Origin of the sequence: Klebsiella sp. GW_Kp182 (assembly GCF_040062275.1) — a bacterium.
In the GTDB taxonomy this organism is placed as follows: Bacteria; Pseudomonadota; Gammaproteobacteria; order Enterobacterales; family Enterobacteriaceae; genus Klebsiella; species Klebsiella michiganensis.
Genome location: NZ_JBEAFQ010000005.1, coordinates 30592 through 54403, shown reverse-complemented (window position 1 = coordinate 54403; position 23812 = coordinate 30592). Strand labels below are relative to the sequence as shown.

19 protein-coding genes are annotated in these 23812 nt (G+C 55.0%); 10 read left to right on the top strand and 9 right to left on the bottom strand.

Going from position 1 to position 23812, the window contains the following annotated elements:
* Positions 1-145: 145 nt before the first annotated feature.
* Entirely contained in the window at positions 146-1426 is a 1281-nt protein-coding gene (gene hemL, locus ABLU88_RS06915; protein WP_025107379.1) for a glutamate-1-semialdehyde 2,1-aminomutase, read from the bottom strand.
* 180 nt (positions 1427-1606) lie between these two features.
* On the opposite strand from hemL, the gene clcA reads away from it, so the two are divergent.
* Positions 1607-3025, top strand: a complete 1419-nt coding sequence (clcA, locus tag ABLU88_RS06910) for a H(+)/Cl(-) exchange transporter ClcA (RefSeq protein WP_032694441.1) — start codon at positions 1607-1609, stop codon at positions 3023-3025.
* A gap of 81 nt (positions 3026-3106) precedes the next feature.
* Positions 3107-3451 carry an iron-sulfur cluster insertion protein ErpA gene (gene erpA / locus ABLU88_RS06905; RefSeq protein WP_004098733.1) on the top strand — a complete coding sequence of 115 codons (345 nt, stop codon included), beginning with the start codon at positions 3107-3109 and terminating at the stop codon, positions 3449-3451.
* Between the two features lie 99 nt (positions 3452-3550).
* Here the strand turns inward: erpA and ABLU88_RS06900 are convergent, their stop codons facing one another.
* From ABLU88_RS06900 to mtnN, 3 genes are all read right to left on the bottom strand, one after another.
* Entirely contained in the window at positions 3551-4174 is a 624-nt protein-coding gene (locus ABLU88_RS06900) for a TRIC cation channel family protein (protein ID WP_009654554.1), read from the bottom strand.
* Positions 4175-4357: 183 nt separating this feature from the next.
* Positions 4358-5158 carry a vitamin B12 ABC transporter substrate-binding protein BtuF gene (btuF, locus tag ABLU88_RS06895; RefSeq protein ID WP_025107381.1) on the bottom strand — a complete coding sequence of 267 codons (801 nt, stop codon included), beginning with the start codon at positions 5156-5158 and terminating at the stop codon, positions 4358-4360.
* The gene (gene mtnN, locus ABLU88_RS06890) at positions 5151-5849 is read right to left on the bottom strand and encodes a 5'-methylthioadenosine/S-adenosylhomocysteine nucleosidase (RefSeq protein ID WP_014227993.1); all 699 of its coding nucleotides are present in this window, start codon (positions 5847-5849) and stop codon (positions 5151-5153) included. Before mtnN ends, btuF begins: the two co-directional genes overlap by 8 nt.
* 84 nt (positions 5850-5933) lie before the next feature.
* On the opposite strand from mtnN, the gene dgt reads away from it, so the two are divergent.
* The 3 genes from dgt (at position 5934) to cdaR (ending at position 10371) form a co-directional block, all read left to right on the top strand.
* A complete protein-coding gene (gene dgt / locus ABLU88_RS06885; protein WP_348836249.1) occupies positions 5934-7448 on the top strand; it encodes a dGTPase in 1515 nt (504 codons plus the stop codon).
* Between the two features lie 134 nt (positions 7449-7582).
* Complete coding sequence (gene degP, locus ABLU88_RS06880) at positions 7583-9022, top strand: serine endoprotease DegP (RefSeq protein WP_004098740.1); 1440 nt, start codon at positions 7583-7585, stop codon at positions 9020-9022.
* A gap of 191 nt (positions 9023-9213) precedes the next feature.
* Positions 9214-10371 carry a DNA-binding transcriptional regulator CdaR gene (gene cdaR / locus ABLU88_RS06875; protein WP_004098741.1) on the top strand — a complete coding sequence of 386 codons (1158 nt, stop codon included), beginning with the start codon at positions 9214-9216 and terminating at the stop codon, positions 10369-10371.
* A 36-nt stretch (positions 10372-10407) separates the two neighbouring features.
* On the opposite strand, the gene ABLU88_RS06870 is transcribed toward cdaR, so the two are convergent.
* The 5 genes from ABLU88_RS06870 to map form a co-directional block, all read right to left on the bottom strand.
* Positions 10408-13386 carry a putative mucin/carbohydrate-binding domain-containing protein gene (locus ABLU88_RS06870; protein WP_348836248.1) on the bottom strand — a complete coding sequence of 993 codons (2979 nt, stop codon included), beginning with the start codon at positions 13384-13386 and terminating at the stop codon, positions 10408-10410.
* A gap of 195 nt (positions 13387-13581) precedes the next feature.
* Positions 13582-13971 (bottom strand): DUF3461 family protein, encoded by a 390-nt coding sequence (locus ABLU88_RS06865; RefSeq protein WP_004098742.1) that lies wholly within the window; start codon positions 13969-13971, stop codon positions 13582-13584.
* Positions 13972-14078: 107 nt separating this feature from the next.
* Complete coding sequence (dapD, locus tag ABLU88_RS06860) at positions 14079-14903, bottom strand: 2,3,4,5-tetrahydropyridine-2,6-dicarboxylate N-succinyltransferase (RefSeq protein ID WP_004098743.1); 825 nt, start codon at positions 14901-14903, stop codon at positions 14079-14081.
* Between the two features lie 33 nt (positions 14904-14936).
* On the bottom strand, positions 14937-17600 hold the full coding sequence (glnD, locus tag ABLU88_RS06855) for a bifunctional uridylyltransferase/uridylyl-removing protein GlnD (RefSeq protein WP_046878565.1): 2664 nt from the start codon (positions 17598-17600) through the stop codon (positions 14937-14939).
* A gap of 191 nt (positions 17601-17791) precedes the next feature.
* Positions 17792-18586 carry a type I methionyl aminopeptidase gene (map, locus tag ABLU88_RS06850; RefSeq protein WP_004098745.1) on the bottom strand — a complete coding sequence of 265 codons (795 nt, stop codon included), beginning with the start codon at positions 18584-18586 and terminating at the stop codon, positions 17792-17794.
* Between the two features lie 323 nt (positions 18587-18909).
* On the opposite strand from map, the gene rpsB reads away from it, so the two are divergent.
* The 5 genes from rpsB to ispC all read left to right on the top strand — a co-directional run bounded on the left by rpsB (position 18910) and on the right by ispC (position 23667).
* A complete protein-coding gene (rpsB, locus tag ABLU88_RS06845; protein ID WP_003856207.1) occupies positions 18910-19635 on the top strand; it encodes a 30S ribosomal protein S2 in 726 nt (241 codons plus the stop codon).
* Between the two features lie 119 nt (positions 19636-19754).
* The gene (gene tsf / locus ABLU88_RS06840; RefSeq protein WP_004098746.1) at positions 19755-20606 is read left to right on the top strand and encodes a translation elongation factor Ts; all 852 of its coding nucleotides are present in this window, start codon (positions 19755-19757) and stop codon (positions 20604-20606) included.
* Between the two features lie 146 nt (positions 20607-20752).
* Entirely contained in the window at positions 20753-21478 is a 726-nt protein-coding gene (gene pyrH, locus ABLU88_RS06835) for a UMP kinase (RefSeq protein ID WP_004098747.1), read from the top strand.
* Positions 21479-21683: 205 nt separating this feature from the next.
* The gene (frr, locus tag ABLU88_RS06830; protein WP_004098748.1) at positions 21684-22241 is read left to right on the top strand and encodes a ribosome recycling factor; all 558 of its coding nucleotides are present in this window, start codon (positions 21684-21686) and stop codon (positions 22239-22241) included.
* Positions 22242-22467: 226 nt separating this feature from the next.
* Positions 22468-23667, top strand: coding sequence for a 1-deoxy-D-xylulose-5-phosphate reductoisomerase (ispC, locus tag ABLU88_RS06825; RefSeq protein WP_348836247.1), 1200 nt, complete (start codon positions 22468-22470; stop codon positions 23665-23667).
* The last annotated feature ends 145 nt before the right edge of the window (positions 23668-23812 follow it).

The following is a 23812-nucleotide window of genomic DNA, read 5'->3' as shown; positions in this document are numbered from 1 at the left end:
TGCCGACGATTTTGGGTTCTACGAGACGGGATGATAACAATCTTTCAAGGCGATCGCGTTTGCATCTTATTATGCGTGGGCCGACGCAAAATGATGCTTTTGAACAAGATGCGTATTGCCGGGGCAGGGGGCCCCGGCGTTGAGGTTACAGCTTCGCGAAGGCGTTGCGCGCGGCGGCGACGGTGTTGTCGATATCTTCTTCGCTATGGGCGATGGACATAAAGCCCGCTTCAAACGCCGACGGCGCCAGGTAGACGCCCTCTTCCAGCATCAGGTGGAAGAAGCGTTTAAATCGCTCGACATCGCATTTGACCACGTCCTGGTAGCAGGTCACGGTTGGCGCGTCGGTAAAGAAAATGCCGAACATGCCGCCGACGTTATTCACCACCAGCGGAATACCGGCATCGCGCGCGGCGTCCAGCAGACCCTGGGCCAGCTGGTTAGTGAGCTCGGTTAGCGTCTCGTGCACGCCGGGCTGCGCCACTTCGGTCAGGCAAGCGAAACCTGCCGCCATCGCGATGGGGTTGCCGGAGAGGGTGCCTGCCTGGTAAACCGGGCCGGTCGGCGCCAGGGCATCCATCACCTCACGACGACCGCCGAATGCGCCAACCGGCATACCGCCGCCGATGATTTTGCCAAGGCAGGTCAGATCCGGCACAACGCCGTAGTAATCCTGCGCGCCGGCCAGCGCCACGCGAAAGCCGGTCATGACTTCATCGATAATCAGCAGCGCGCCGAACTCGTCGCACAGCGCGCGCAGGCCCGGCAGAAACTCCGGCTGCGGCGGGATGCAGTTCATATTACCGGCTACCGGCTCAACGATGATGCAGGCGATATCCTGCGGATACTGTTCGAACGCGGCGCGAACCGATGACAGATCGTTATAGGTGCAGGTCAGGGTGTGTTTGGCGAAGTCCGCCGGCACGCCCGGCGAGTTCGGCTGGCCGAGCGTCAGCGCGCCTGAGCCGGCTTTTACCAGCAGGCAGTCGGCGTGGCCGTGGTAGCAGCCTTCGAACTTGATAATTTTATCACGGCCGGTGAAGCCGCGGGCCAGGCGAATGGCGCTCATGGTGGCTTCGGTACCGGAGTTCACCATGCGGACCATATCCATGGTCGGGACCAGCTCGGTGACCAGCGCTGCCATTTTAACTTCCATCTCCGTCGGCGCGCCAAAGCTCAGGCCGCGTTCGGCGGCTTCAATGACCGCGTTGCGGATGGCCGGATGGTTATGACCCAGCACCATTGGGCCCCAGGAGCCGACATAATCGATATACGCTTTACCATCAACGTCGTAAAGGTAAGCGCCGTCGGCGCGCTCGATAAACAGCGGCGTACCGCCGACGCCGGTGAACGCACGTACCGGAGAGTTCACGCCGCCGGGAATAAGTTCACGCGCAGCGTTATACAGATTTTCAGATTTGCTCATTGCCAGGGTCCTGGTTCGTGAAAAATGTTTTGTCGACTATTCTAAGTTATTCCAGGAAGGTTATGAAAGTTTTGCCCAATTGAAACAATGGGGTCACGGCGCATTTTTTTGACGACGGAGCCTGTCCGGTTGGCTAGAATGACCTTCTTTCTATTTGTATTACTTATTATTGATAATGGCATGAAAGCAGAAAACCCCTCTTCTTCAGCACATCAGTTCGTACGCGTTCGCCGCAGCGATGCCGTGCGTCGGTTGATTCAGCGTGATAAAACGCCGCTGGCGGTGTTATTAATGGCGGCCGTTGTCGGCACGCTGGCGGGGCTGATCGGCGTCGCGTTTGAAAAAAGCGTCAACTGGGTGCAGAACCTGCGCATAGGCGCGCTGGTAGAGGTGGCGGACCACTGGTTTCTGGTCTGGCCGCTGGCCTTTATCCTCTCCGCTTTGCTGGCGATGGTGGGCTATTTTCTCGTCCGTCGTTTTGCGCCGGAAGCGGGCGGATCCGGGATCCCGGAAATTGAAGGCGCGCTGGAGGAGCTGCGTCCCGTTCGCTGGTGGCGCGTACTGCCGGTGAAGTTTATCGGCGGCATGGGGACGCTGGGTGCGGGCATGGTGCTGGGGCGCGAAGGGCCGATGGTGCAGCTTGGGGGCAATCTTGGGCGCATGGTGGTGGACGTTTTTCGCATGCGCAGTCCGGAAGCGCGCCATACGCTGCTGGCGACCGGCGCCGCGGCGGGGCTCTCCGCCGCCTTTAACGCGCCGCTGGCCGGGATTCTGTTTATTATTGAAGAGATGCGCCCGCAGTTTCGCTACAACCTGATCTCCATTAAAGCCGTGTTTACCGGCGTCATTATGGCCACCATCGTCTTCCGTATCTTCAACGGCGATAAAGCGGTTATCGAGGTCGGTAAGCTCAGCAATGCGCCGGTCAACACCCTGTGGCTGTATTTGATCCTCGGGATGATTTTTGGCTGTGTTGGCCCGCTGTTTAATACGCTGGTGCTGCGCACCCAGGATATGTTCCAGCGGCTCCACGGCGGCAACATTAAAAAATGGGTGCTGATTGGCGGCCTGATCGGCGGAAGCTGCGGCGTGCTGGGCCTGATTCAGCCGGCGGCGTCCGGCGGCGGGTTTAACCTGATTCCCATCGCCGCGGCGGGCAATTTTTCCGTCGGCCTGCTGCTGTTTATTTTTATCGCGCGGGTGATTACCACGCTGCTTTGCTTCTCTTCCGGCGCGCCCGGCGGTATCTTTGCGCCGATGCTGGCGCTGGGGACGCTGCTGGGCACGGCGTTTGGCATGGCGGCGACGCCTCTATTTCCGGCCTATCATCTGGATGCCGGCACCTTTGCCATCGCCGGGATGGGGGCGCTGCTCGCCGCCTCGGTTCGCGCGCCGTTGACCGGCATCGTGCTGGTGCTGGAGATGACCGATAACTATCAGCTCATTTTGCCAATGATTATTACCTGTCTCGGCGCAACACTATTGGCACAATTCCTCGGCGGTAAGCCTTTATACTCGACTATTCTGCAGCGCACCCTGGCAAAACAAAAGGCGGAACAGGAAGCAAAGGCGCAGCCGGTCGGCGGGGAGAATACTTGAACGATTTACTCGGGTATTGGATAATGGCTCAAAAGGTCGGGTTATTCTTTAACCGGTCAGAAGTATCAATGGGAGCATAAAATGAGTGATGACGTAGCGTTGCCGCTGGAGTTTACCGAAGCCGCGGCGATTAAAGTAAAAGACCTGATTGCGGATGAAGACAATCCGAACCTGAAACTGCGCGTGTACATCACCGGTGGTGGCTGCAGCGGTTTCCAGTACGGCTTTACCTTCGACGATCAGGTTAACGAAGGCGATATGACTATCGAGAAGCAGGGCGTCGGCCTGGTGGTTGACCCAATGAGCCTGCAGTATCTGGTCGGCGGCGCCGTCGATTATACCGAAGGTCTGGAAGGCTCGCGTTTTATCGTGACCAACCCGAATGCGAAAAGCACCTGCGGCTGCGGCTCCTCGTTCAGCGTCTAAAGATAGTGTGCCCGGGAGCCTCTTCTCCCCAGCCCTCTCATACAGCGAGAGGGAGCAAACGCTAAAAACGGTAACGTTAAGGTTACCGTTTTGCTTTTATTACCGTCCATTCTCATCAAGCGCGAACGTTGGCAGCTTCAGGTGCCAGCGGATGGCCGCCAGCCTGATGACCAGCGTGACCACCATACCTATCATCGCCGCGTTTTCTAACGGAACCTGAAAGGTGTAGTACGCCGTCGCATGCACGATGCCACCAACGATGCAGGCCGTCGCGTAGATTTCCGTACGCAGAATCATCGGGATTTCACGCGCCAGCACGTCGCGGATGATCCCCCCGCCGACGCCGGTGACGACCCCCATGCAGACGGCCACCAGCGGTCCGCTATGGGCAAGAAAGGCTTTGTTGACGCCAATACCGACAAATACCGCCAGACCAACGGCGTCCAGCACCGGCAGCACCCATTTCGGTAACCGGCGCGGCTGGCGTACCAGCAGGATAGTGAACATGCTGGTGACCATCGCCACCACCAGATCGGTAGGGTCTTTAACCCAAAATACCGGGCCGTTAGCAAGGGCCATATCGCGAATGGTGCCACCGCCCACCGCGGTCACCACGCCTAATACCAGCACGCCGAAAGGGTCCATGCGCAGCTTTCCAGCCAGCAGGACGCCGGAGATGGCAAACACGGCGGTGCCAATGATATCCAGCCAATAGACAAGCATCGTCAGTTCCCACTTAGAATCTATCCCATTAGGCTTTTTTATTTGCCAGTCTGGCCCCGGGCAGTGCTCACAGCCCCCACGTACCACATGTACGCTCCGGGTGTTCCGCGCCGCCCGTGTCCAAACTGGCTGCAACAATTGCGCCTGGTGGGATAGCCTTTTAGCACCTGGGTTAGCAGGTGATTATTTTATCTGCTCGAGCGCAGTACAGAGTTGTTTTGCGGCGAGAATAATACGTGGGCTCGCGCGTTCAAACCAGTCGCCATGTAGCGCAATAAAAGAAATTTTTAGCTGATTCTGCCAATAGCGCTCAACGGCGGGAAGTTGACTGGCGTCGCCGGCGATGACAATGGCCTGCGGCTGCCTTGCCAGTACCTGTTCACGGCTCACCTGCGGCCAGGGAACCCGGCTGGCGGCAAAAATGTTTTCTCCTCCGCACAGCGTCAGAACCTGATCCTGAATCGAGCCTTTGCTGGTGGTAAAGAGAGGGTTGGCGCCGAACTGTAAAAAAACGCGTTTTTTCGGCCCGCTCGCGTAGCGGGTTTTTAAGGCCTGGTACGCGTCCTGCATTTTCTGCGCCGCCTGCCGCGCCTTTTCCGGCTGCGGGCTCCACTGCGCCAGCTGGCGAAGCGTTGCGATAATCTCTTCGATGGTCGATGTTTCGACCCAGATGACTTTTATCCCGAGCGAGCTTAGCTGATTCACCTGGCGTTCAGCGTTACCGCCGCGCCACGCCAGCACCAGGTCGGGCTTAAGGGCGACGATGCGTTCCAGATTCATCCCCTGCCAGCTGGAGACCTGCTCTATCTTTGCGGCTTCCGGGGGATAATCGGAATAGCTGCTGACGCCAACCGGCGTAATACCGGCGGCAAACGCCAGTTCAGTATTGGCGGGAGAGAGCGTAATCACCCGCGGCGCGGCGAAAAGCCACGCCGGGGCAAGCAGCATCAGGACGGCAAGCGCCGCGTTGAGCGACTTAGCCACGAGCCAGGTGCTGCACCAGGTTTTCCACCATCAGGGTGGATTGCTTCGCGGCAACGGCGAGAAACTCGTCGAAGCTCAGATGCGACTGTTGGTCGGCAACATCGGAGATCGCGCGAACGACAACAAACGGTACGCCATAGTTGTGGCAGACGTGCGCGATGGCGGTGGCTTCCATTTCTACCGCGACGGCCTGCGGGAAGTTGTGGCGGATTTTGGCGAGACCAATGGAACCGTTGATGAATGCATCGCCGCTGACAATGAGTCCGCGAACCGCATTAAGATTCAGCGCGCTGATGCAGGTCTCTGCGGCGGCAATCAGCTTATCATCGGCTTTGAAACCGGCAGGGCAGCCCGGCAGCTGGCCATACTCATAGCCAAACGCGGTGACGTCCGCGTCGTGATAGCGCGTTTCGTCGGAGACAACGATATCGCCAACCTTCAGGGTCGACGCGAGACCGCCTGCAGAGCCGGTGTTAATAATCACATCCGGCTTGCAGTGCTCCATCAGCAGAGTGGCTCCCATGGCGGCGGCGACTTTGCCAATGCCCGATTTCAACAAAGCGACATCAACGCCCTGCAGCTGGCCGGTGTAGATTTCGCTGCCGCCGATAGTGATGGTCTGGCGGTTGTCGATTTTGTCGCGCAGAAGGGTAACTTCTTCTTCCATTGCGCCAATAATACCGATTTTCATAGATTTACTCGCGATGTGTGGGTTTTAGCGGCATAGTCTATCATGCGCTTAGAAGGAAACGTTATTGCTCGCTCGGGGGAGATCATGGCTAAGATCGATTTTCGCAACAAGATTAACTGGCGTCGCCGCTACCGTTCACCGCAGGGCGTTGAGACGGAGCGTGAAATCCTGCGAATTTTCGAAAGCGATCGCGGACGCATCATCAACTCGCCGGCGATCCGCCGGCTGCAGCAAAAAACCCAGGTTTTCCCGCTGGAGCGCAATGCCGCAGTGCGTACGCGGCTGACCCACTCTCTGGAAGTTCAGCAGGTGGGCCGCTACATCGCCAAAGAGGTGCTGAGTCGTCTGAAAGAGCAGAAGCTGCTGGAAAGCTACGGGCTGGATGAGCTTACCGGGCCGTTCGAGAGCATTGTTGAAATGGCCTGCCTGATGCACGATATCGGCAATCCGCCATTTGGCCATTTTGGCGAGGCGGCAATTAATGATTGGTTCAGCCAGCGGCTTTTCCCCGGCGATGCGGCCAGCCAGCCGTTAAGCGACGATCGCTGCGTGGTCGCGGCGCTGCGCCTGCAGGAAGGCGATAGCCAGCTGAATGAGCTGCGGCGTAAGGTTCGCCAGGACTTATGCTGGTTTGAAGGCAATGCGCAGGGTATTCGCTTAGTGCATACGCTGATGCGCATGAATCTCACCTGGGCGCAGGTGGGCTGTATTCTAAAATATACGCGTCCGGCATGGTGGCGCGGGGAAGCGCCGGCCAGCCACAATTATTTAATGAAAAAACCTGGTTATTATTTAGCCGAAGAGGGCTATGTTGCGAGGTTGCGTAAAGAACTGGATCTGGCTCCTTACAATCGCTTCCCATTAACGTGGATTATGGAAGCCGCGGATGATATCTCATATTGCGTCGCCGACCTTGAAGATGCGGTAGAAAAACGCATCTTCAGCGTAGAGCAGCTTTATCAGCATCTCTATGAAGCCTGGGGCGTTCACGAAAAAGGCTCCTTGTTTAATCAGGTTGTCGAAAACGCCTGGGAGAAATCGCGTGCGAATTCTCTGAGCCGGAGTACCGAAGATCAGTTTTTTATGTATTTACGGGTTAATACGCTCAATAGGCTGGTACCGTATGCGGCGCGGCGGTTTATTGATAACCTGGCGAAGATTTTTAGCGGTGACTTTAACCATGCGCTGCTTGAGGACGATAGTGATTGCAGCCAGCTTCTTGAACTATATAAAAATGTCGCGGTAAAACATGTGTTTAGCCATCCGGATGTCGAGCAGCTGGAGCTGCAGGGCTATTGCGTGATCAGCGGTCTGTTAGATATATACCAGCCGCTGTTAAAATTATCGCTGGATGAGTTTAGTTTGCTGGTGGAAAAAGAGCGGGTGCGAAGTTTACCGATTGCATCACGTCTTTTTCAGAAACTTTCAACTCGTCATCGGTTAGCTTACATAGAAGCCGTAAATAAGATTTCGCGCAATAATCCGGAGTTTCCAGTGATGGAATATTATTATCGCTGTCGTCTCATTCAGGACTATATCAGCGGAATGACCGATTTGTATGCATGGGATGAATATCGACGATTGATGGCCGTAGAATAAGGGTGAGTTTTGTAAAGACGGACAATAAATTTTTACTTTTACCAAAACTTCATTCCGGAACTTCGCGCTATAAAATGACTCTGATAGTCACCAACACAGCAACTATTCGTTATCTGAAATTGAGATTGAAACCTATGAAAAAAACCACGTTAGCAATGAGTGCCCTGGCTCTGAGTTTAGGTCTGGCGTTGTCCCCTCTCTCTGCGAGCGCGGCGGAAACAGCTTCTTCTGCGACTAATGCGCAGCAGATGCCAAGCCTGGCGCCGATGCTGGAAAAAGTGATGCCGTCGGTCGTGAGCATTAACGTTGAGGGGAGCACCACCGTTAATACGCCGCGGATGCCGCGTAACTTCCAGCAGTTCTTTGGCGACAATTCGCCGTTCTGTCAGGATGGTTCTCCGTTCCAGAGCTCTCCGTTCTGTCAGGGCGGCGGGCAGGGCGGTGCGCCGGGTAGCGACGGCGGCCAGCAGCAGAAATTTATGGCCCTCGGTTCCGGGGTGATTATTGATGCCGCTAAAGGCTATGTCGTGACTAACAACCACGTCGTGGATAACGCGACTACTATCAAAGTTCAGCTCAGCGATGGCCGCAAGTTCGACGCGAAAGTGGTCGGCAAAGACCCGCGTTCTGATATTGCGCTGATTCAAATCCAGGATCCGAAAAACCTGAGCGCGATTAAGCTGGCGGACTCTGATGCCCTGCGCGTCGGCGATTACACCGTGGCGATCGGTAACCCGTTTGGCCTGGGCGAAACCGTGACCTCGGGGATCGTTTCCGCCCTGGGCCGTAGCGGCCTGAACGTTGAAAACTATGAAAACTTTATCCAGACCGATGCGGCGATCAACCGCGGTAACTCCGGCGGCGCGCTGGTTAACCTGAACGGCGAGCTGATCGGTATCAACACCGCGATTCTGGCGCCGGACGGCGGCAACATTGGTATCGGCTTCGCTATTCCGAGCAACATGGTGAAAAACCTGACCGATCAGATGGTCAAATTTGGCCAGGTTAAGCGCGGTGAGCTGGGCATCATGGGGACCGAGCTGAATTCCGAACTGGCGAAAGCGATGAAAGTTGACGCTCAGCGCGGCGCGTTCGTCAGCCAGGTGATGCCGAACTCGGCGGCCGCTAAGGCGGGGATTAAAGCCGGCGACGTGATTACCACGCTGAACGGTAAATCGATCAGCAGCTTTGCCGCGCTGCGTGCCCAGGTGGGGACCATGCCGATCGGCAGCAAAGTCGAGCTTGGCCTGCTGCGTGATGGCAAGCCGGTGACGGTGACCGTTGAGCTGCAGCAGAGCAATCAGAACCAGGTTGACTCAAGCACCATCTTCAACGGTATTGAAGGTGCGGAAATGAGCAACAAAGGTCAGGATAAAGGCGTCGTGGTGAGTAACGTGAAAGCGGGAACGCCGGCGGCGCAGATTGGCCTGAAGAAAGGCGATATTATCGTTGGCGCGAACCAGCAGCCGGTGAAAAATATTGCCGACCTGCGCAAAATTTTTGATGCCAAACCGTCGGTTCTGGCGCTGAATATCCAGCGCGGCGATACGTCGATTTATCTGCTGATGCAGTAATCCCTGACGGTTCGCAAAGCCCCTTTTCTCCTTGCGGAGGAAAGGGGCTTTTTTATTTCTGCCGCCCCTTCCATTTTTCGTTCTGTGATATCTTCCACAACTCCATATTTCTTAGCCCGGCTTTGTGCAAATGCACAATGCGGCGTGTTGCCAACTCTTTTATGCTGTTAGCCTGCTCACGGGAGGGTTACATGGCTGGCTGGCATCTTGATACCAAAATGGCTCAGGATATCGTGGCGCGTACGATGCGCATCATTGATACCAATATTAACGTAATGGATGCCCGCGGGCGCATTATCGGTAGCGGAGACCGCGAGCGAATTGGTGAATTGCACGAAGGCGCGCTATTAGTGCTTTCCCAGGGCCGCGTTGTCGATATTGATGATGCCGTTGCCCGACATCTGCACGGCGTGCGCCAGGGGATCAACCTGCCGCTGCGTCTGGAAGGGGAGATCGTCGGCGTTATCGGCCTGACCGGCGAACCGGAGTCGCTGCGTAAATACGGTGAACTGGTGTGTATGACCGCCGAGATGATGCTGGAACAATCGCGACTGATGCATCTCCTGGCCCAGGATAGCCGTCTGCGCGAAGAGCTGGTGATGAACCTGATTCAGGCGGAAGAGAACACCCCGGCGCTGACCGAGTGGGCCCAGCGTCTGGGGATCGATCTCAACCAACCGCGCGTGGTGGCTATGATTGAAGTGGATAGCGGCCAGCTGGGCGTAGACAGCGCGATGGCGGAGCTGCAGCAGCTCCAGACCGCGTTGACCACGCCGGACCGTAATAATCTGGTGGCCATTGTCTCGCTGACCGAAATGGTGGTACTGAAGCCCGCGCTGAACGCCTTTGGCCGCTGGGATGCGGAAGATCACTGCAAACGGGTCGAGCAGCTCATTAGCAGGATGAAAGAGAACGGTCAGCTGCGTTTTCGCGTGGCGCTGGGAAACTTTTTTACCGGACCGGGCAGTATTGCTCGCTCGTATCGCACCGCCAGAACCACCATGATGGTCGGTAAACAGCGGATGCCGGAGAGCCGTAGCTATTTTTACCAGGATTTGATGCTGCCGGTACTGCTGGATAGCCTGCGCGGTGGCTGGCAGGCTAATGAGCTGGCGCGCCCGCTGGTTCGCCTGAAGGCGATGGATAACAACGGCCTGCTGCGTCGCACCTTACAGGCCTGGTTTCGTCATAACGTGCAGCCGCTGGCGACGTCGAAAGCACTGTTTATCCACCGTAATACGCTGGAATACCGTTTGAACCGTATCTCTGAGCTGACGGGGCTGGATTTGGGTAATTTTGACGATCGTCTGCTGCTGTATATTGCGCTACAGCTCGATGAGCAGCGCTAAAAACACTCCCGCCTGCGGCGGGAGCGGGGACGGCAATTACAGGCGCTGCAGTCCGCGGGCCGTGACTTGCCAGGAGACGGTATGAGGCTGTGGCCAGGCGTTACCGTTTTGTGGGTTGATAATGACGGAGCGATCGCCGGCTTCGGCATGGAAGACTTCGATGATATAGCCCTCATCAAGTATTGCCGTATCTATATAGTCGCCAAGCTGCGATGAGCCTTTAATGGACTGGCGATAAACCACCGAGCCGCGCGTATTGTAGATATTCACCGCGGCATAGGCCGTCGTAAAGTGCTTATTCGGCACCACGGGGCTGGCGGTAAAGGTGAGCGCGCCGCGGCCAATATCCATCTCCATCGTCGCAAAACGAATATTATCATTGCCAAGTAGCTGCCAGCAGAAGAGATCGCCATACAGCTCTGTAGCCTCGTCCTCAGCATCCGCAGTTTCTTTATCCTCCTGGTCTGGCACCAGCGAACAGGCCTCCAGCCCATCCTTCACTACCCGCCAGCGGTTGTGCTGCTTCAGCGTAATGGCGCGATGCGTCGTATCATTGCTGGCGCTGGAGCGGAATGGCTCATCATGGAAAACCTCAATGATCATGTTTTCAGCGAGGGCGAGAGTTTCGCTGTTTGCCAGGTTGTTGGTCGCTCCGGCATAGCTGCGGTGATAAACCACCGTTTCGTCCGCCCCGGTTACCGTAATGCTGGCGTAGGTATGGGAGACATAATACGGGTGCGGCGCGCCGGTACGGGTGGTGACCATCATGGCGTGCTGTTGATTATCGATAACGATCTGGCAAAAATCTTTGTTGCCCTGTCCTCTGAGATTGAGGGTCACGCTCTTGCCCGTGAACTCGCCCGGTTCACTATTATCCTGAGGCAGAACATCGGCATACTCTTTAAGCAGCCTGCTGCGCTGGGGCTCTTCAATATGGGAGAGCATCAGCCAGAGATCGTTTTTACATACGCTCTCTTCCTGCGCTAATAGCGAAGGCTGGTTACGCATCGCCTGAGCGTCATGCTCGAAAATAGCCAGTAAATCTTCCGCCGGATTATTATCGAGGATAAAGTTGTAAAGCCCACTCTCATCAATACGCATCAGCTGGCATTTCTCGCCCGCGATCAGCGGTAAATACTCCGGGGAGGCTTTCAGACGTCCCGGCTCGACGTGAGTAATATACAAGTGATAGTGAGGGCCGAAGGGAATAATCACCTTACCGGTGGCGCAGTTTGTGCCGTTCATATTGCGCTCAAAGACTTTTTCGCCGCTGGCGGAAAGTACGCATACGCCGGCATAGAGCGCGTCAGGGTAGTTGTTGTGCGGCGTGGCGCTGGTAATATTCAGCGTAAGCTGCTGATTTTCGAAATCGATATCCAGATATGCAAACGGCGTGTCGCCAATACCTAAAAAGCTCATTGTCACGTTACGCCCGCGGGTATCGCGTTGTCGGGTGTAGTTGATGGTAGCCGCGTTCGCCCCTTCTTTTACGACGAGATAGCTGATATCCGGACGATATTTTTGTGAACGGCCTTTCGGAGGATCGATCTGGTAAACGCCGACTGGAATATCATTCAGGATCAACGTGTCATCATTAACAACCAGTGAATAATGCGTGCCACAATTATCTTTAATCGTCAGCGTTCGCCCGTAAATTTGTTCCAGCTGGTCGATATTGAACGTCAGGGATAGCGTCCCCGTTTTGCCTAATGCCGCCAGTTCGCTGTTATTCACCAGCCACACGAAGGAGTCCAGCCCCAGCTGCCGCCGCGCGCTATCCCATTCGATTTGCGGAAGGAAAAGATACAGCGGATAGAGCGGCTTTGCCGCCAGCGCGGCGATATCTCCCTTAGTGGTAATTTCCAGCGTTAAGCCGCATAGCTCGATAAACGGCGTGACATCATACCCTGCGGCGGCGGCAATGGCGGTAGCCAACATATCGATAAGCTGATAATCGGACGGCCGGAAGCTATCGCCGTTGGCCAGTTCACGATAGTTCTGGTTAAAGGCGCTGAAGGCTTTGGTTCCTGCTTTTAGCAACATCAGCATCAGGAACTGCAGGCGCGGACGCAGGCCCCAGCTGGCGACCGGCGTCTGGTCTTTTATATAGGTCATCAGCTGGAGTTCCTGTACGGCCTGCTGACCATAGTTATAGAGCCAGCCATCCACATAGAGATGATTATCCTGGCTCAGGGTAAGCTGCTGATAGAAAGCGGCGTAAATATTGTTCCACACCTCATTGACGGGCAGAGTGGTGTCCTGCATAAATTTGCCCTGATACCCGTGCGCAATTTCATGAAGAATAACCCACTGCGTCGCAACGTTATCCAGCCAGCCTTCACCTAACGTTGATGATGTATGTGCGCACCACCAGGGGTGATAATAGGCTGCGCCGACGCCGTGTTTATCTGCCCGCACAAAGTAGCGGTTGGCGACATCCTGGTTCCACGGCGCATCCGGGCGATCGCTTAGCCCAGCCCAGTCGTTATAGCATTTGAAAAGGTGGGTGTAATAAGCGTGTAGCGAGGATAAGCCCGCTTTCATCGCATTATCGCGGTCGGCGTAGGGCAGCAGCAGGTTAATCACATCTAAATCAAGCAGCGCGAGTGCGGATTGATTTTTCTCCCAGCTGAGGAAAAATTCATCCTCAGATTGTCCTGCTTTCCAGCACGGCAGCGGTTTAGTTGCGGCAGGTTGCTGGTAGATGACGGTGAATTCGCTGGACTGGTCGGTAAACAGCGTATCGACAAAAGGAACGGTGTCGACCGTGGCGCTGACCGTTTTCCAGCCGGTGGCGATCGTGCTGGTGCTTTCTAGCGCGGTATCATTGCAAAGCAGGCGCAGAATCGAGTTGCCGTTGCTGATATCCGGTTGGCGAATGTGCAGCGGCGTATTGGCGGGCAGAATAAAGCCCAGCGGCTGGCGATCGTGCTGCCGTCCTTTTTCAAAACCGGTCTTATCCAGCCAGGGCGCAGATTGTAGGGTATAAAATTTTTGTTCAATTTCCTGTGTCATCGTATGATCTCCTTTCAGGTGGAAATTGAACATACAGCGACTTATTTTATTATGTCATTCATGTAGATAGGGATATGAGATGAAATGATATCAGAGAGGAATAGCTGATATTCGCTGATGCTGCCGGTGGGGGTAAGTGAGAAAAAAGAGGATGAGGCAGAGAGAAACAGGGCCAGCATCTGGCCCGTATCAGGCTTACTTATTGCGGGTCAGTTTTTCCAGATCGGATTCGATTTCGCTGATCTTATTCGTCACCACGCTTTCGAGGTGACGCAGATCGTCGAGGATCTTACGTTTCAGATCGATTTCGGTGCGATCGCGCTGACAGATTTGATCCAGCTCGTCGATGATATAGCGTAGATTAGGGCTAATCTCCTGGACTTCTTTATATCCCTGGCCCACGCCGTCGGCGACAACGGTTTTGCGCTGACGCGGATATTTGAACTTGACGCTCTTGGCGAAGAACTCGCCTTTATCCTTCTGAAAGTAGATTTTCAGAATGTCGTTGTTGGCTTCCTGCCGCAGGCTATAGCGATCGATTTCATCAGGATTGGTAATACCAAGACTTTTCAGATTATCGTACATAACGGTACCTTTGATATCATCGTAATCTTTGAATAATTAACGAAAAAATCCATCTTCGCCAGCTCAATATATAAAAAAAGCGGGATGCCTCCCGCTTTTCATGCTGCTTAGTCGATGGTACGCAGAAGTTCGTTGATTCCAACCTTGCCGCGGGTTTTGGCATCGACTTTTTTGACGATAACCGCGCAGTACAAGCTGTACTTGCCATCTTTTGACGGCAGGTTGCCGGAGACGACGACGGATCCCGCCGGAACGCGGCCGTAGAAGACTTCACCGGTTTCGCGATCGTAGATTTTGGTGCTCTGGCCGAGGTATACGCCCATGGAGATAACGGAACCCTCTTCGACGATGACGCCTTCAACGACTTCCGAACGCGCGCCGATAAAGCAGTTATCTTCGATAATGGTCGGGTTAGCCTGCAGCGGCTCCAGTACGCCACCGATGCCGACGCCGCCGGACAGGTGGACGTTTTTGCCGATCTGCGCGCAGGAACCCACGGTCGCCCAGGTATCAACCATCGAACCTTCGTCAACGTAGGCGCCGATGTTCACATAGGACGGCATCAGAACCGTGTTGCGAGCGATATACGCCCCCTGACGAACCGCCGCCGGCGGAACGACGCGGAAACCTTCTTTCTGGAAACGCGCTTCATCATAATCCGCGAACTTCATTGGGACTTTATCGAAGTAGCGGCTTTCCGCACCATCGATAACCTGGTTATCGTTAATACGGAAAGAGAGCAGAACCGCTTTCTTCAGCCACTGATGGGTGACCCACTGGCCGTCAACTTTTTCAGCGACACGCAGCGCGCCGGAATCAAGCAGAGAAATCACCTGGTTAACCGCTTCGCGGGTTACGGTATCCACGTTTGCCGGCGTGATGTCGGCGCGACGCTCAAAAGCGGACTCAATAACGTTCTGTAATTGCTGCATTGTTTACTCTTTCCATTTACTTAAAAAAATACGTTACCCTTTATCGTTTGGATTGAGGGCCTCTGTCAACCGTTGTTGCACTTCTTGCTGTAGCTCATTATTAAGGGCGCGCCGGTCTGCGGTGGCGATTATAAATAAATCTTCTACTCGCTCACCAATTGTCGTAATTCGCGCGCCGTGGAGCGAAATTCCGAGGTCGGCAAACACCTGGCCGACGCGCGCTAACAGACCCGGCTGGTCGAGAGCAATCAGCTCAAGAAAGGATTTCCGGTCGGTATGCGTCGGCAGGAAATTCACCTCCGTCGGCACGGAAAAATGCCTCAGCTTCGCCGCCTGACGACGGGGTGCCGGGGGCTGCCAGCTGCGCTGGCTGATGGTCTGTTCCAGGCCCACGCGGATCATTTCGTGCCTGTCGGCGGAAAGCGGGCTGCCGTCCGGCTCAAGAACAATAAAGGTATCCATCGCCATGCCGTCGCGGGTGGTGAAGATCTGCGCATCGTGAACGCTAAGATTACGTCGATCCAGCTCGCCGCAAACGGCGGCGAAGAGGTAAGGACGATCCGGACTCCAGATGAAGATCTCGGTGCCCCCGCGCGAGGCGTGGGAACTGAGCAGGATCATCGGTTTGCTGAGATCGTGCTGCAGCAGATTACGCGCGTGCCAGGCGAGCTGGTTTGGCGTATGGCGCACAAAGTAGTTGGCGCGGCAGCGGTTCCAGATTTGGTGCAGCGCCTGTTCATTAATATTTTCCATCCGCAGCAGCGCCAGCGCCTGTAGCTGGTGGTGACGCACCCGCTCGCGCATATCCGGCGTGTTTTGCATCCCCCGGCGCAGCTGTTTTTCGGTGGCGAAATAGAGCTCGCGCAGCAGGCTCTGTTTCCAGCTGTTCCACAGGTTTTCGTTGGTGGCGCAGATATCGGCGACGGTCAGGCAAACCAGGTAGTGCAGACGGTTCTCCGTTTGCACCTCTTCGGCAAACTGCTTGATCACTTCCGGATCCTGAATATCGCGACGCTGGGCGGTGACCGACATCAGCAGATGATGACGCACCAGCCACGCCACCAGCTGGGTTTCGCGCGAGTTAAGACCGTGAAGCTCGGCGAATTTCAGCACGTCCTGCGCGCCGAGAATCGAATGGTCGCCGCCGCGTCCTTTCGCGATATCGTGGAAGAGGGCGGCGATAAGGATCAGCTCCGGATGCGTCAGGCGCGGCCACAGTTCAACGCACAGCGGATGGCGGCTGCGGGTCTCTTCTTTGGCGAAGCTCTCAAGCTTAAGCAGCACGCGGATCGTGTGTTCATCAACGGTATAGGCGTGAAACAGGTCAAACTGCATCTGACCGACAATATGCGACCATTGCGGCATATAGGCCCAGAGCACGCTATGGCGGTGCATCGGCAGCAGCCCCCGGCTGACCGCGCCCTGATGGCGCAGCATGCTGAGGAACAGGGTCCGCGCTTCCGGAATATAGCAAAGCGGCTGCGTCAGATGACGACGGGCGTGGCGCAGGTGGCGAAGCGTGGTGGAGTAGATGCCGGTAATGCTGCTGTTACGCACCATCATAAAGAACATGCGCAGAATCGCCTGCGGTTCGCGGATGAACAGCGTGTCATCGCGCAGATCGATTAGCGTGCCGCGCAGCTGAAAATCATCGTCAATCGGCCGCGGCTTCTCATCTTCGGTGAGCGCCAGAATCGCCTCTTCGAACAGCTGGATCAGCATTTGGTTCAGCTCGCTCACCCGGCGGGTGACGCGAAAGAAATCCTTCATCATATGCTCGATCGGCTGGTTGCTTTCGCCTTCGTAACGCAGGCGACGGGCGACGCTGAACTGCCTGTCGAACAGCAGGCGATTATCGTAGCGGTTGAGCTCCAGATGCAGCGCAAAGCGAATGCGCCACAGCTGATGCAGGCATTCGTTAAGCTCGTTGCGCTCGGCTTCGGTCAGGAAACCGAAGCCGACCATTTCATCAAGCGAGGTGGCGCCGAAATGGCGGCGCGCGATCCACTGCAGGGTGTGAATATCGCGCAGGCCGCCGGGGCTGCTTTTCACGTCCGGCTCGAGGTTATAGCTGGTCCCGTGATAGCGCTGATGGCGTACATTCTGCTCTTCGACTTTTGCCGCAAAGAACTTTTCCGATGGCCAGAAGCCGTCGCTGAATATATGTTTTTGTAGTTCAAGGAACAGCGCGACGTCGCCAATAAGCAGACGCGATTCAATCAGGTTAGTGGCGACGCTGAGGTCCGACAGCCCCTCCAGCAGGCACTCTTCGAGGGTGCGCACGCTGTGGCCGACTTCCAGCTTGATATCCCACAGCAGCGTCAGCAGCTCGCCGACCTTCTGCGCCTGCTCATCGGGCAGCTTTTTACGGCTCAGGATAAGCAGGTCGATATCGGAAAGCGGGTGCAGTTCACCGCGGCCGTAACCGCCGACGGCGACCAGCGCGATGTCGTTCATCGACCCGAACCCGTACTCGACCCATAGCCGCTGAAGCAGTTGATCGATAAATTCGGTGCGCGCCTCAATCAATCTCTCTGCGGCGATGCCGTGGTCAAACGCTTCGCCCAGCCAGCGCTGAAAAGCGTCGATGTGCGCCTTGATAGCCGCGCAGTTGAAGTCGCTCTGCGGCCAGCAGCCCGGATTCGCCGGCTGGTCGGCCAGGGCAGGGGAGACAGTATCAGATAAAGAGTTGCTCATCGCGCCACCATAATAAAAAACTATCGCCCATAAAAAATCGCCGGGAGCGATTTTTAACGTCGCTTGCGGCGGCCCATAGGGTGACGGGCAGGACGCCCGTCATAAAAAATCGCCGGGAGCGATTTTTAACGTCGCTTGCGGCGGCCCACAGGGTGCCCGTCATAAAAAAGCCGGCTGGCGCCGGCTTTTCATCATTCGTTGTGCGAGATTATCGCCGGGATGGTGTCATCCTTGCGTAACGTCAGTATTTCGCAGCCGCTGTCTGTCACCACAATAGTATGCTCATACTGCGCAGACAAGCTCCGGTCTTTGGTTTTTACCGTCCAGCCGTCTTTCATACTGCGGATCTCTTTTTTACCCGCGTTGACCATCGGTTCAATGGTAAAGGTCATGCCGGGTTTGAGCACCACGTTGGTTTCCGGAGAGTCGTAATGCAGCACCTGCGGTTCTTCATGGAAACCGCGGCCGATACCGTGGCCGCAGTACTCGCGCACGACGGAGAAACCTTCCGCTTCTACGTATTTCTGGATAGCCGCGCCGATAGCGCGCAGATTAACGCCCGGTTTGACCATTTTCAGGGCCAGATAGAGGCTTTCCTGGGTAATGCGGCACAGGCGCTCGCCCAGAATGGTCGGTTTACCGACGATAAACATCTTCGAGGTGTCACCGTGGAAATCATCTTTAATGACGGTGACGTCAATGTTGACGATATCGCCATCTTTCAGCAGCTTGCCGTCGTCCGGGATCCCGTGGCACACCACTTCATTAATAGAGATGCAGACGGATTTCGGGAAGCCGTGGTAGCCCAGGCAGGCGGATACGGCTTTTTGTTCGTTAACGATATAATCGTTGCAGATGCGATCCAGTTCGCCGGTGCTGACGCCCGGTTTTACGTAGGGTTCGATCATTTCCAGCACTTCAGCGGCCAGGCGGCCGGCAACGCGCATTTTTTCGATGTCTTCAGATGTCTTGATAGAAATAGCCATGGATTGTGTCCAGCAGTGTCGATTTTTTCGACAATAATAGATTATGTCTGAACAATGTTAACAGTCCGGGCGTCCTGCTGCCAAATTGAGAATCATTAGCAGCACGCGACGTCAACAACAGTTGGTGTCTGCTCCTGTTTTGTGGTATAAAGCGCGCCGGACTTCTGTTCCATTCTCAGATACACAAGATGGACTGAAGCGACAAATCTCACTTTGTGTAACAACACACACGTATCGGCACATATTCCGGGGTGCCCTTTGGGGTCGGTAATATGGGATACGTGGAGGCATAACCCCAACTTTTATCTATAGAGGTTTTAAACATGGCAACTGTTTCCATGCGCGACATGCTCAAGGCTGGTGTTCACTTTGGTCACCAGACCCGTTACTGGAACCCGAAAATGAAGCCTTTCATCTTCGGCGCGCGTAACAAAGTTCACATCATCAACCTTGAGAAAACTGTACCGATGTTCAACGAAGCTCTGGCTGAACTGAACAAGATCTCTTCTCGCAAAGGCAAAATCCTTTTCGTTGGTACTAAGCGCGCTGCAAGCGAAGCGGTAAAAGACGCTGCTAACAGCTGCGACCAGTTCTTCGTGAACCATCGCTGGCTGGGCGGTATGCTGACTAACTGGAAAACCGTTCGTCAGTCTATCAAACGTCTGAAAGACCTGGAAACTCAGTCCCAGGACGGTACTTTCGACAAGCTGACCAAGAAAGAAGCGCTGATGCGCACTCGTGAGCTGGACAAGCTGGAAAACAGCCTGGGCGGTATCAAAGACATGGGCGGCCTGCCGGACGCGCTGTTCGTTATCGACGCTGACCACGAGCACATCGCAATCAAAGAAGCAAACAACCTGGGTATTCCGGTATTTGCTATCGTTGATACTAACTCCGATCCGGACGGCGTTGACTTCGTTATCCCGGGTAACGACGACGCAATCCGTGCAGTTAGCCTGTACCTGAGCGCTGTTGCTGCTACCGTTCGTGAAGGCCGTTCTCAGGATCTGGCTTCTCAGGCGGAAGAAAGCTTCGTAGAAGCTGAATAATAAGGCATACCCTTATTTAGTACCGTGTATAAATAGGGGCCTCTTAGCGGCCCCTTTTTCACTTTCAAATCTGTCTGGTTCCTGGAACCGGGCCGATCACATCTCCCGAGGAATAAAGAATGGCTGAAATTACCGCATCCCTGGTAAAAGAGCTGCGCGAGCGTACTGGCGCAGGCATGATGGATTGCAAAAAAGCGCTGACTGAAGCGAACGGCGACATCGAGCTGGCAATCGAAAACATGCGTAAATCCGGTGCTATTAAAGCAGCGAAAAAAGCGGGCAACGTTGCCGCTGACGGCGTGATCATCACTAAAATCGATGGCACCTACGGCATCATTCTGGAAGTTAACTGCCAGACTGACTTCGTGGCTAAAGATGGTGGCTTCCAGGCATTTGCAAACAAAGTTCTGGATGCAGCTGTTGCAGGCAAAATCACCGACGTTGAAGTTCTGAAAGCACAGTTCGAAGAAGAACGCGTTGCGCTGGTTGCTAAAATCGGTGAGAACATCAACATCCGTCGCGTTTCTTCCCTGGAAGGCGAAGTTCTGGGCTCTTACCAGCACGGCGCGCGTATCGGTGTTCTGGTTGCCGCTAAAGGCGCGAGCGAAGAGCTGGTTAAACAGCTGGCTATGCACATCGCTGCAAGCAAGCCTGAATTCGTTAAGCCGGAAGACGTTTCCGCTGAAGTGGTCGAAAAAGAGTACCAGGTTCAGCTGGACATCGCCATGCAGTCTGGCAAGCCGAAAGAAATCGCAGAGAAAATGGTTGAAGGCCGCATGAAGAAATTCACCGGCGAAGTTTCTCTGACCGGTCAGCCGTTCGTTATGGACCCGAGCAAATCCGTTGCTCAGCTGCTGAAAGAGCACAACGCTGACGTGACTGGCTTCATCCGCTTTGAAGTGGGCGAAGGCATTGAGAAAGTTGAGACTGACTTTGCAGCAGAAGTTGCTGCGATGTCCAAGCAGTCTTAATTTTCAAAAGGAGCCGCCTGAGGGCGGCTTCTTTTTGCGCCTAATGTGTAAATTCAGCCAACCGCTATAGTGGGCACGCTGAAAAGCGACGTACAATGTCGCCAGAATTAATTCATCTCATTCGTTGACAGTCTCAGGAAAGAAACATGGCTACCAATGCAAAACCCGTCTACAAACGTATTCTGCTTAAGTTAAGTGGCGAAGCTCTGCAAGGTTCGGAAGGCTTCGGTATTGATGCGAGCATACTTGACCGCATGGCTCAGGAAATCAAAGAACTGGTTGAGCTGGGTATTCAGGTTGGCGTAGTGATTGGTGGCGGTAACCTTTTCCGTGGTGCTGGTCTGGCGAAAGCGGGTATGAACCGCGTTGTGGGCGACCACATGGGCATGCTGGCAACGGTCATGAACGGCCTTGCAATGCGTGATGCGCTTCATCGCGCCTATGTGAACGCTCGCCTGATGTCAGCGATTCCGCTGAATGGCGTGTGCGATAACTACAGCTGGGCGGAAGCTATCAGCCTGCTGCGTAACAACCGCGTGGTGATTCTTTCCGCGGGTACCGGCAACCCATTCTTTACCACCGATTCCGCTGCCTGCCTGCGCGGCATTGAAATTGAAGCCGATGTGGTACTGAAAGCCACCAAAGTCGACGGTGTATTTACCGCTGACCCGGCCAAAGATCCTTCCGCAACGATGTACGATCAGCTGACCTACAGCGAAGTACTGGATAAAGAGCTGAAAGTGATGGATCTTGCGGCCTTTACCCTGGCGCGTGACCACAAACTGCCGATTCGCGTATTCAATATGAATAAGCCTGGCGCGCTGCGCCGCGTGGTGATGGGTGAAAAAGAAGGCACATTAATTACTGAGTAATTCCCGTCAGCGTCAAATACGGGTAATATTCGGCCTTACTTTTTCGGGTTTTTAACCCGATGGTTTTCAACATGCTCTGTGGACGGAATGCTGCGGCTGACCCGCAGCCTGAAAGACGCTGAGCATAAACATGACTATACTTAGCTCACTTTTGCAGTGGGCGACCGTCTGGTCTGTCTGAGACAAGTTTTCAAGGATTCGTAACGTGATTAGCGATATCAGAAAAGATGCTGAAGTACGCATGGACAAATGCGTTGAAGCGTTCAAAACCCAAATCAGCAAAATACGCACGGGTCGTGCTTCTCCCAGCCTGCTGGATGGCATTATCGTGGAATACTACGGCACGCCGACTCCGCTGCGTCAGCTGGCTAGCGTAACGGTAGAAGACTCCCGCACGCTGAAGATCAACGTCTTCGATCGTTCCATGAGCCCGGCCGTTGAAAAAGCAATTATGGCTTCCGACCTCGGTCTGAACCCAAGCTCTGCGGGCAGTGATATCCGCGTTCCGCTGCCGCCGCTGACCGAAGAGCGTCGTAAAGATCTGACCAAAATCGTGCGTGGCGAAGCTGAACAGGCGCGCGTTGCCGTACGTAACGTTCGTCGCGATGCCAACGACAAAGTCAAAGCGCTGCTGAAAGAGAAAGAGATCAGCGAAGATGACGATCGCCGCTCTCAGGAAGATGTGCAGAAAATGACTGATGCTGCTATCAAGAAAGTTGATGCGGCGCTGGCGGATAAAGAAGCGGAACTGATGCAGTTCTGATTCTCTGCCGACACGCAGGTCTGACGATCGGCCTGCGTAAAATCTGAAACGCCGTACAGGAGACCGTACGCTCAATTTTCGGGATTGCGTTTAGACGGCTGGCCTTGTAGCCTTTGGCGCCATGTCAAAGGCCTTGCGCCTCCGCTCTGTCAACCGATAATTGATGCATAAGGGTTTGCTGGCGGCGTTTTGCTTTTTATCCTGTCTTCATTATTCTGGACGCCTCATGAAGCAATTAACCATTCTTGGTTCGACCGGTTCTATCGGCTGCAGCACGCTGGATGTGGTGCGCCATAATCCTGATAGCTTTTCTATCACCGCGCTGGTCGCCGGGAAAAATGTCGACCGTATGGTTGAACAATGTCTGGAATTCTCCCCTCGTTACGCGGTAATGGACGATGCGCACAGCGCGGAGCTGCTGCGTGCGCAACTGCGCGAGCAGGGCAGCCGAACGGAAGTCATGAGCGGCCAGCAGGCGGCGGCAGAAGTGGCGGCGCTGGACGAGGTTGAGCAGGTGATGGCGGCGATTGTCGGCGCAGCAGGACTGGTGCCGACGCTCTCCGCCATTCGTGCGGGTAAAACGGTGCTGCTGGCGAACAAAGAGTCGCTGGTGACCTGTGGCCGTCTGTTTATGGACGCCGTTCAGCAGTACGGCGCACGATTGTTGCCGGTTGATAGCGAGCATAATGCGATTTTTCAGAGTATGCCGGAAACAATTCAACATAATCTGGGATACGCTGATTTAACCCAGAACGGCGTGGCGTCGATTCTGCTCACCGGCTCAGGCGGTCCCTTCCGGGAAACGGCGATTTCTGAACTGGCGGCGATGACCCCCGATCGGGCATGCAAGCATCCAAACTGGTCGATGGGGCGCAAAATATCTGTCGATTCGGCCACCATGATGAACAAAGGGCTGGAGTATATCGAAGCCCGCTGGCTGTTCAACGCCTCGGCGCAGCAGATGGAAGTCCTGATCCATCCGCAATCGGTGATTCACTCGATGGTACGTTATCAGGATGGCAGCGTCCTGGCGCAGCTCGGCGAGCCGGATATGCGTACGCCGATTGCCCACACGATGGGCTGGCCAAAACGCCTTAATTCTGGCGTGAAACCGCTGGATTTCTGTCAGTTGAGCAATCTGAGCTTCTCGGAGCCGGATTACGGCCGTTACCCCTGCCTGAAGCTGGCCATGGAGGCTTTTGATGTCGGTCAGGCGGCGACCACGGCGCTGAATGCGGCAAATGAAGTTTCGGTCGCGGCGTTTCTGAACGGGGATATTCGCTTTACCGATATTGCGGCGATAAATCAGGCGGTGCTGGATCAACAGGCGTTAAATGAGCCGCAAAGTATTGATGAAGTGCTGGCTATTGATGCGATGGCCCGGGTAAGCGCAGGTCAGCTCCTGACGGCGTGGCGCAAATTCTGATACGCGTTGTGATATTTGTGGGCGCTGTGCTTCAGTGATATAGTCTGCGCCATCCGATCGTTGCATTTTGGTGTGAAAGATTACGGTGGCCGTGGCAAGACACGGCTTTTTTGCGTAAAGCTTTTGGTTGTTCTCTGCGATTGGC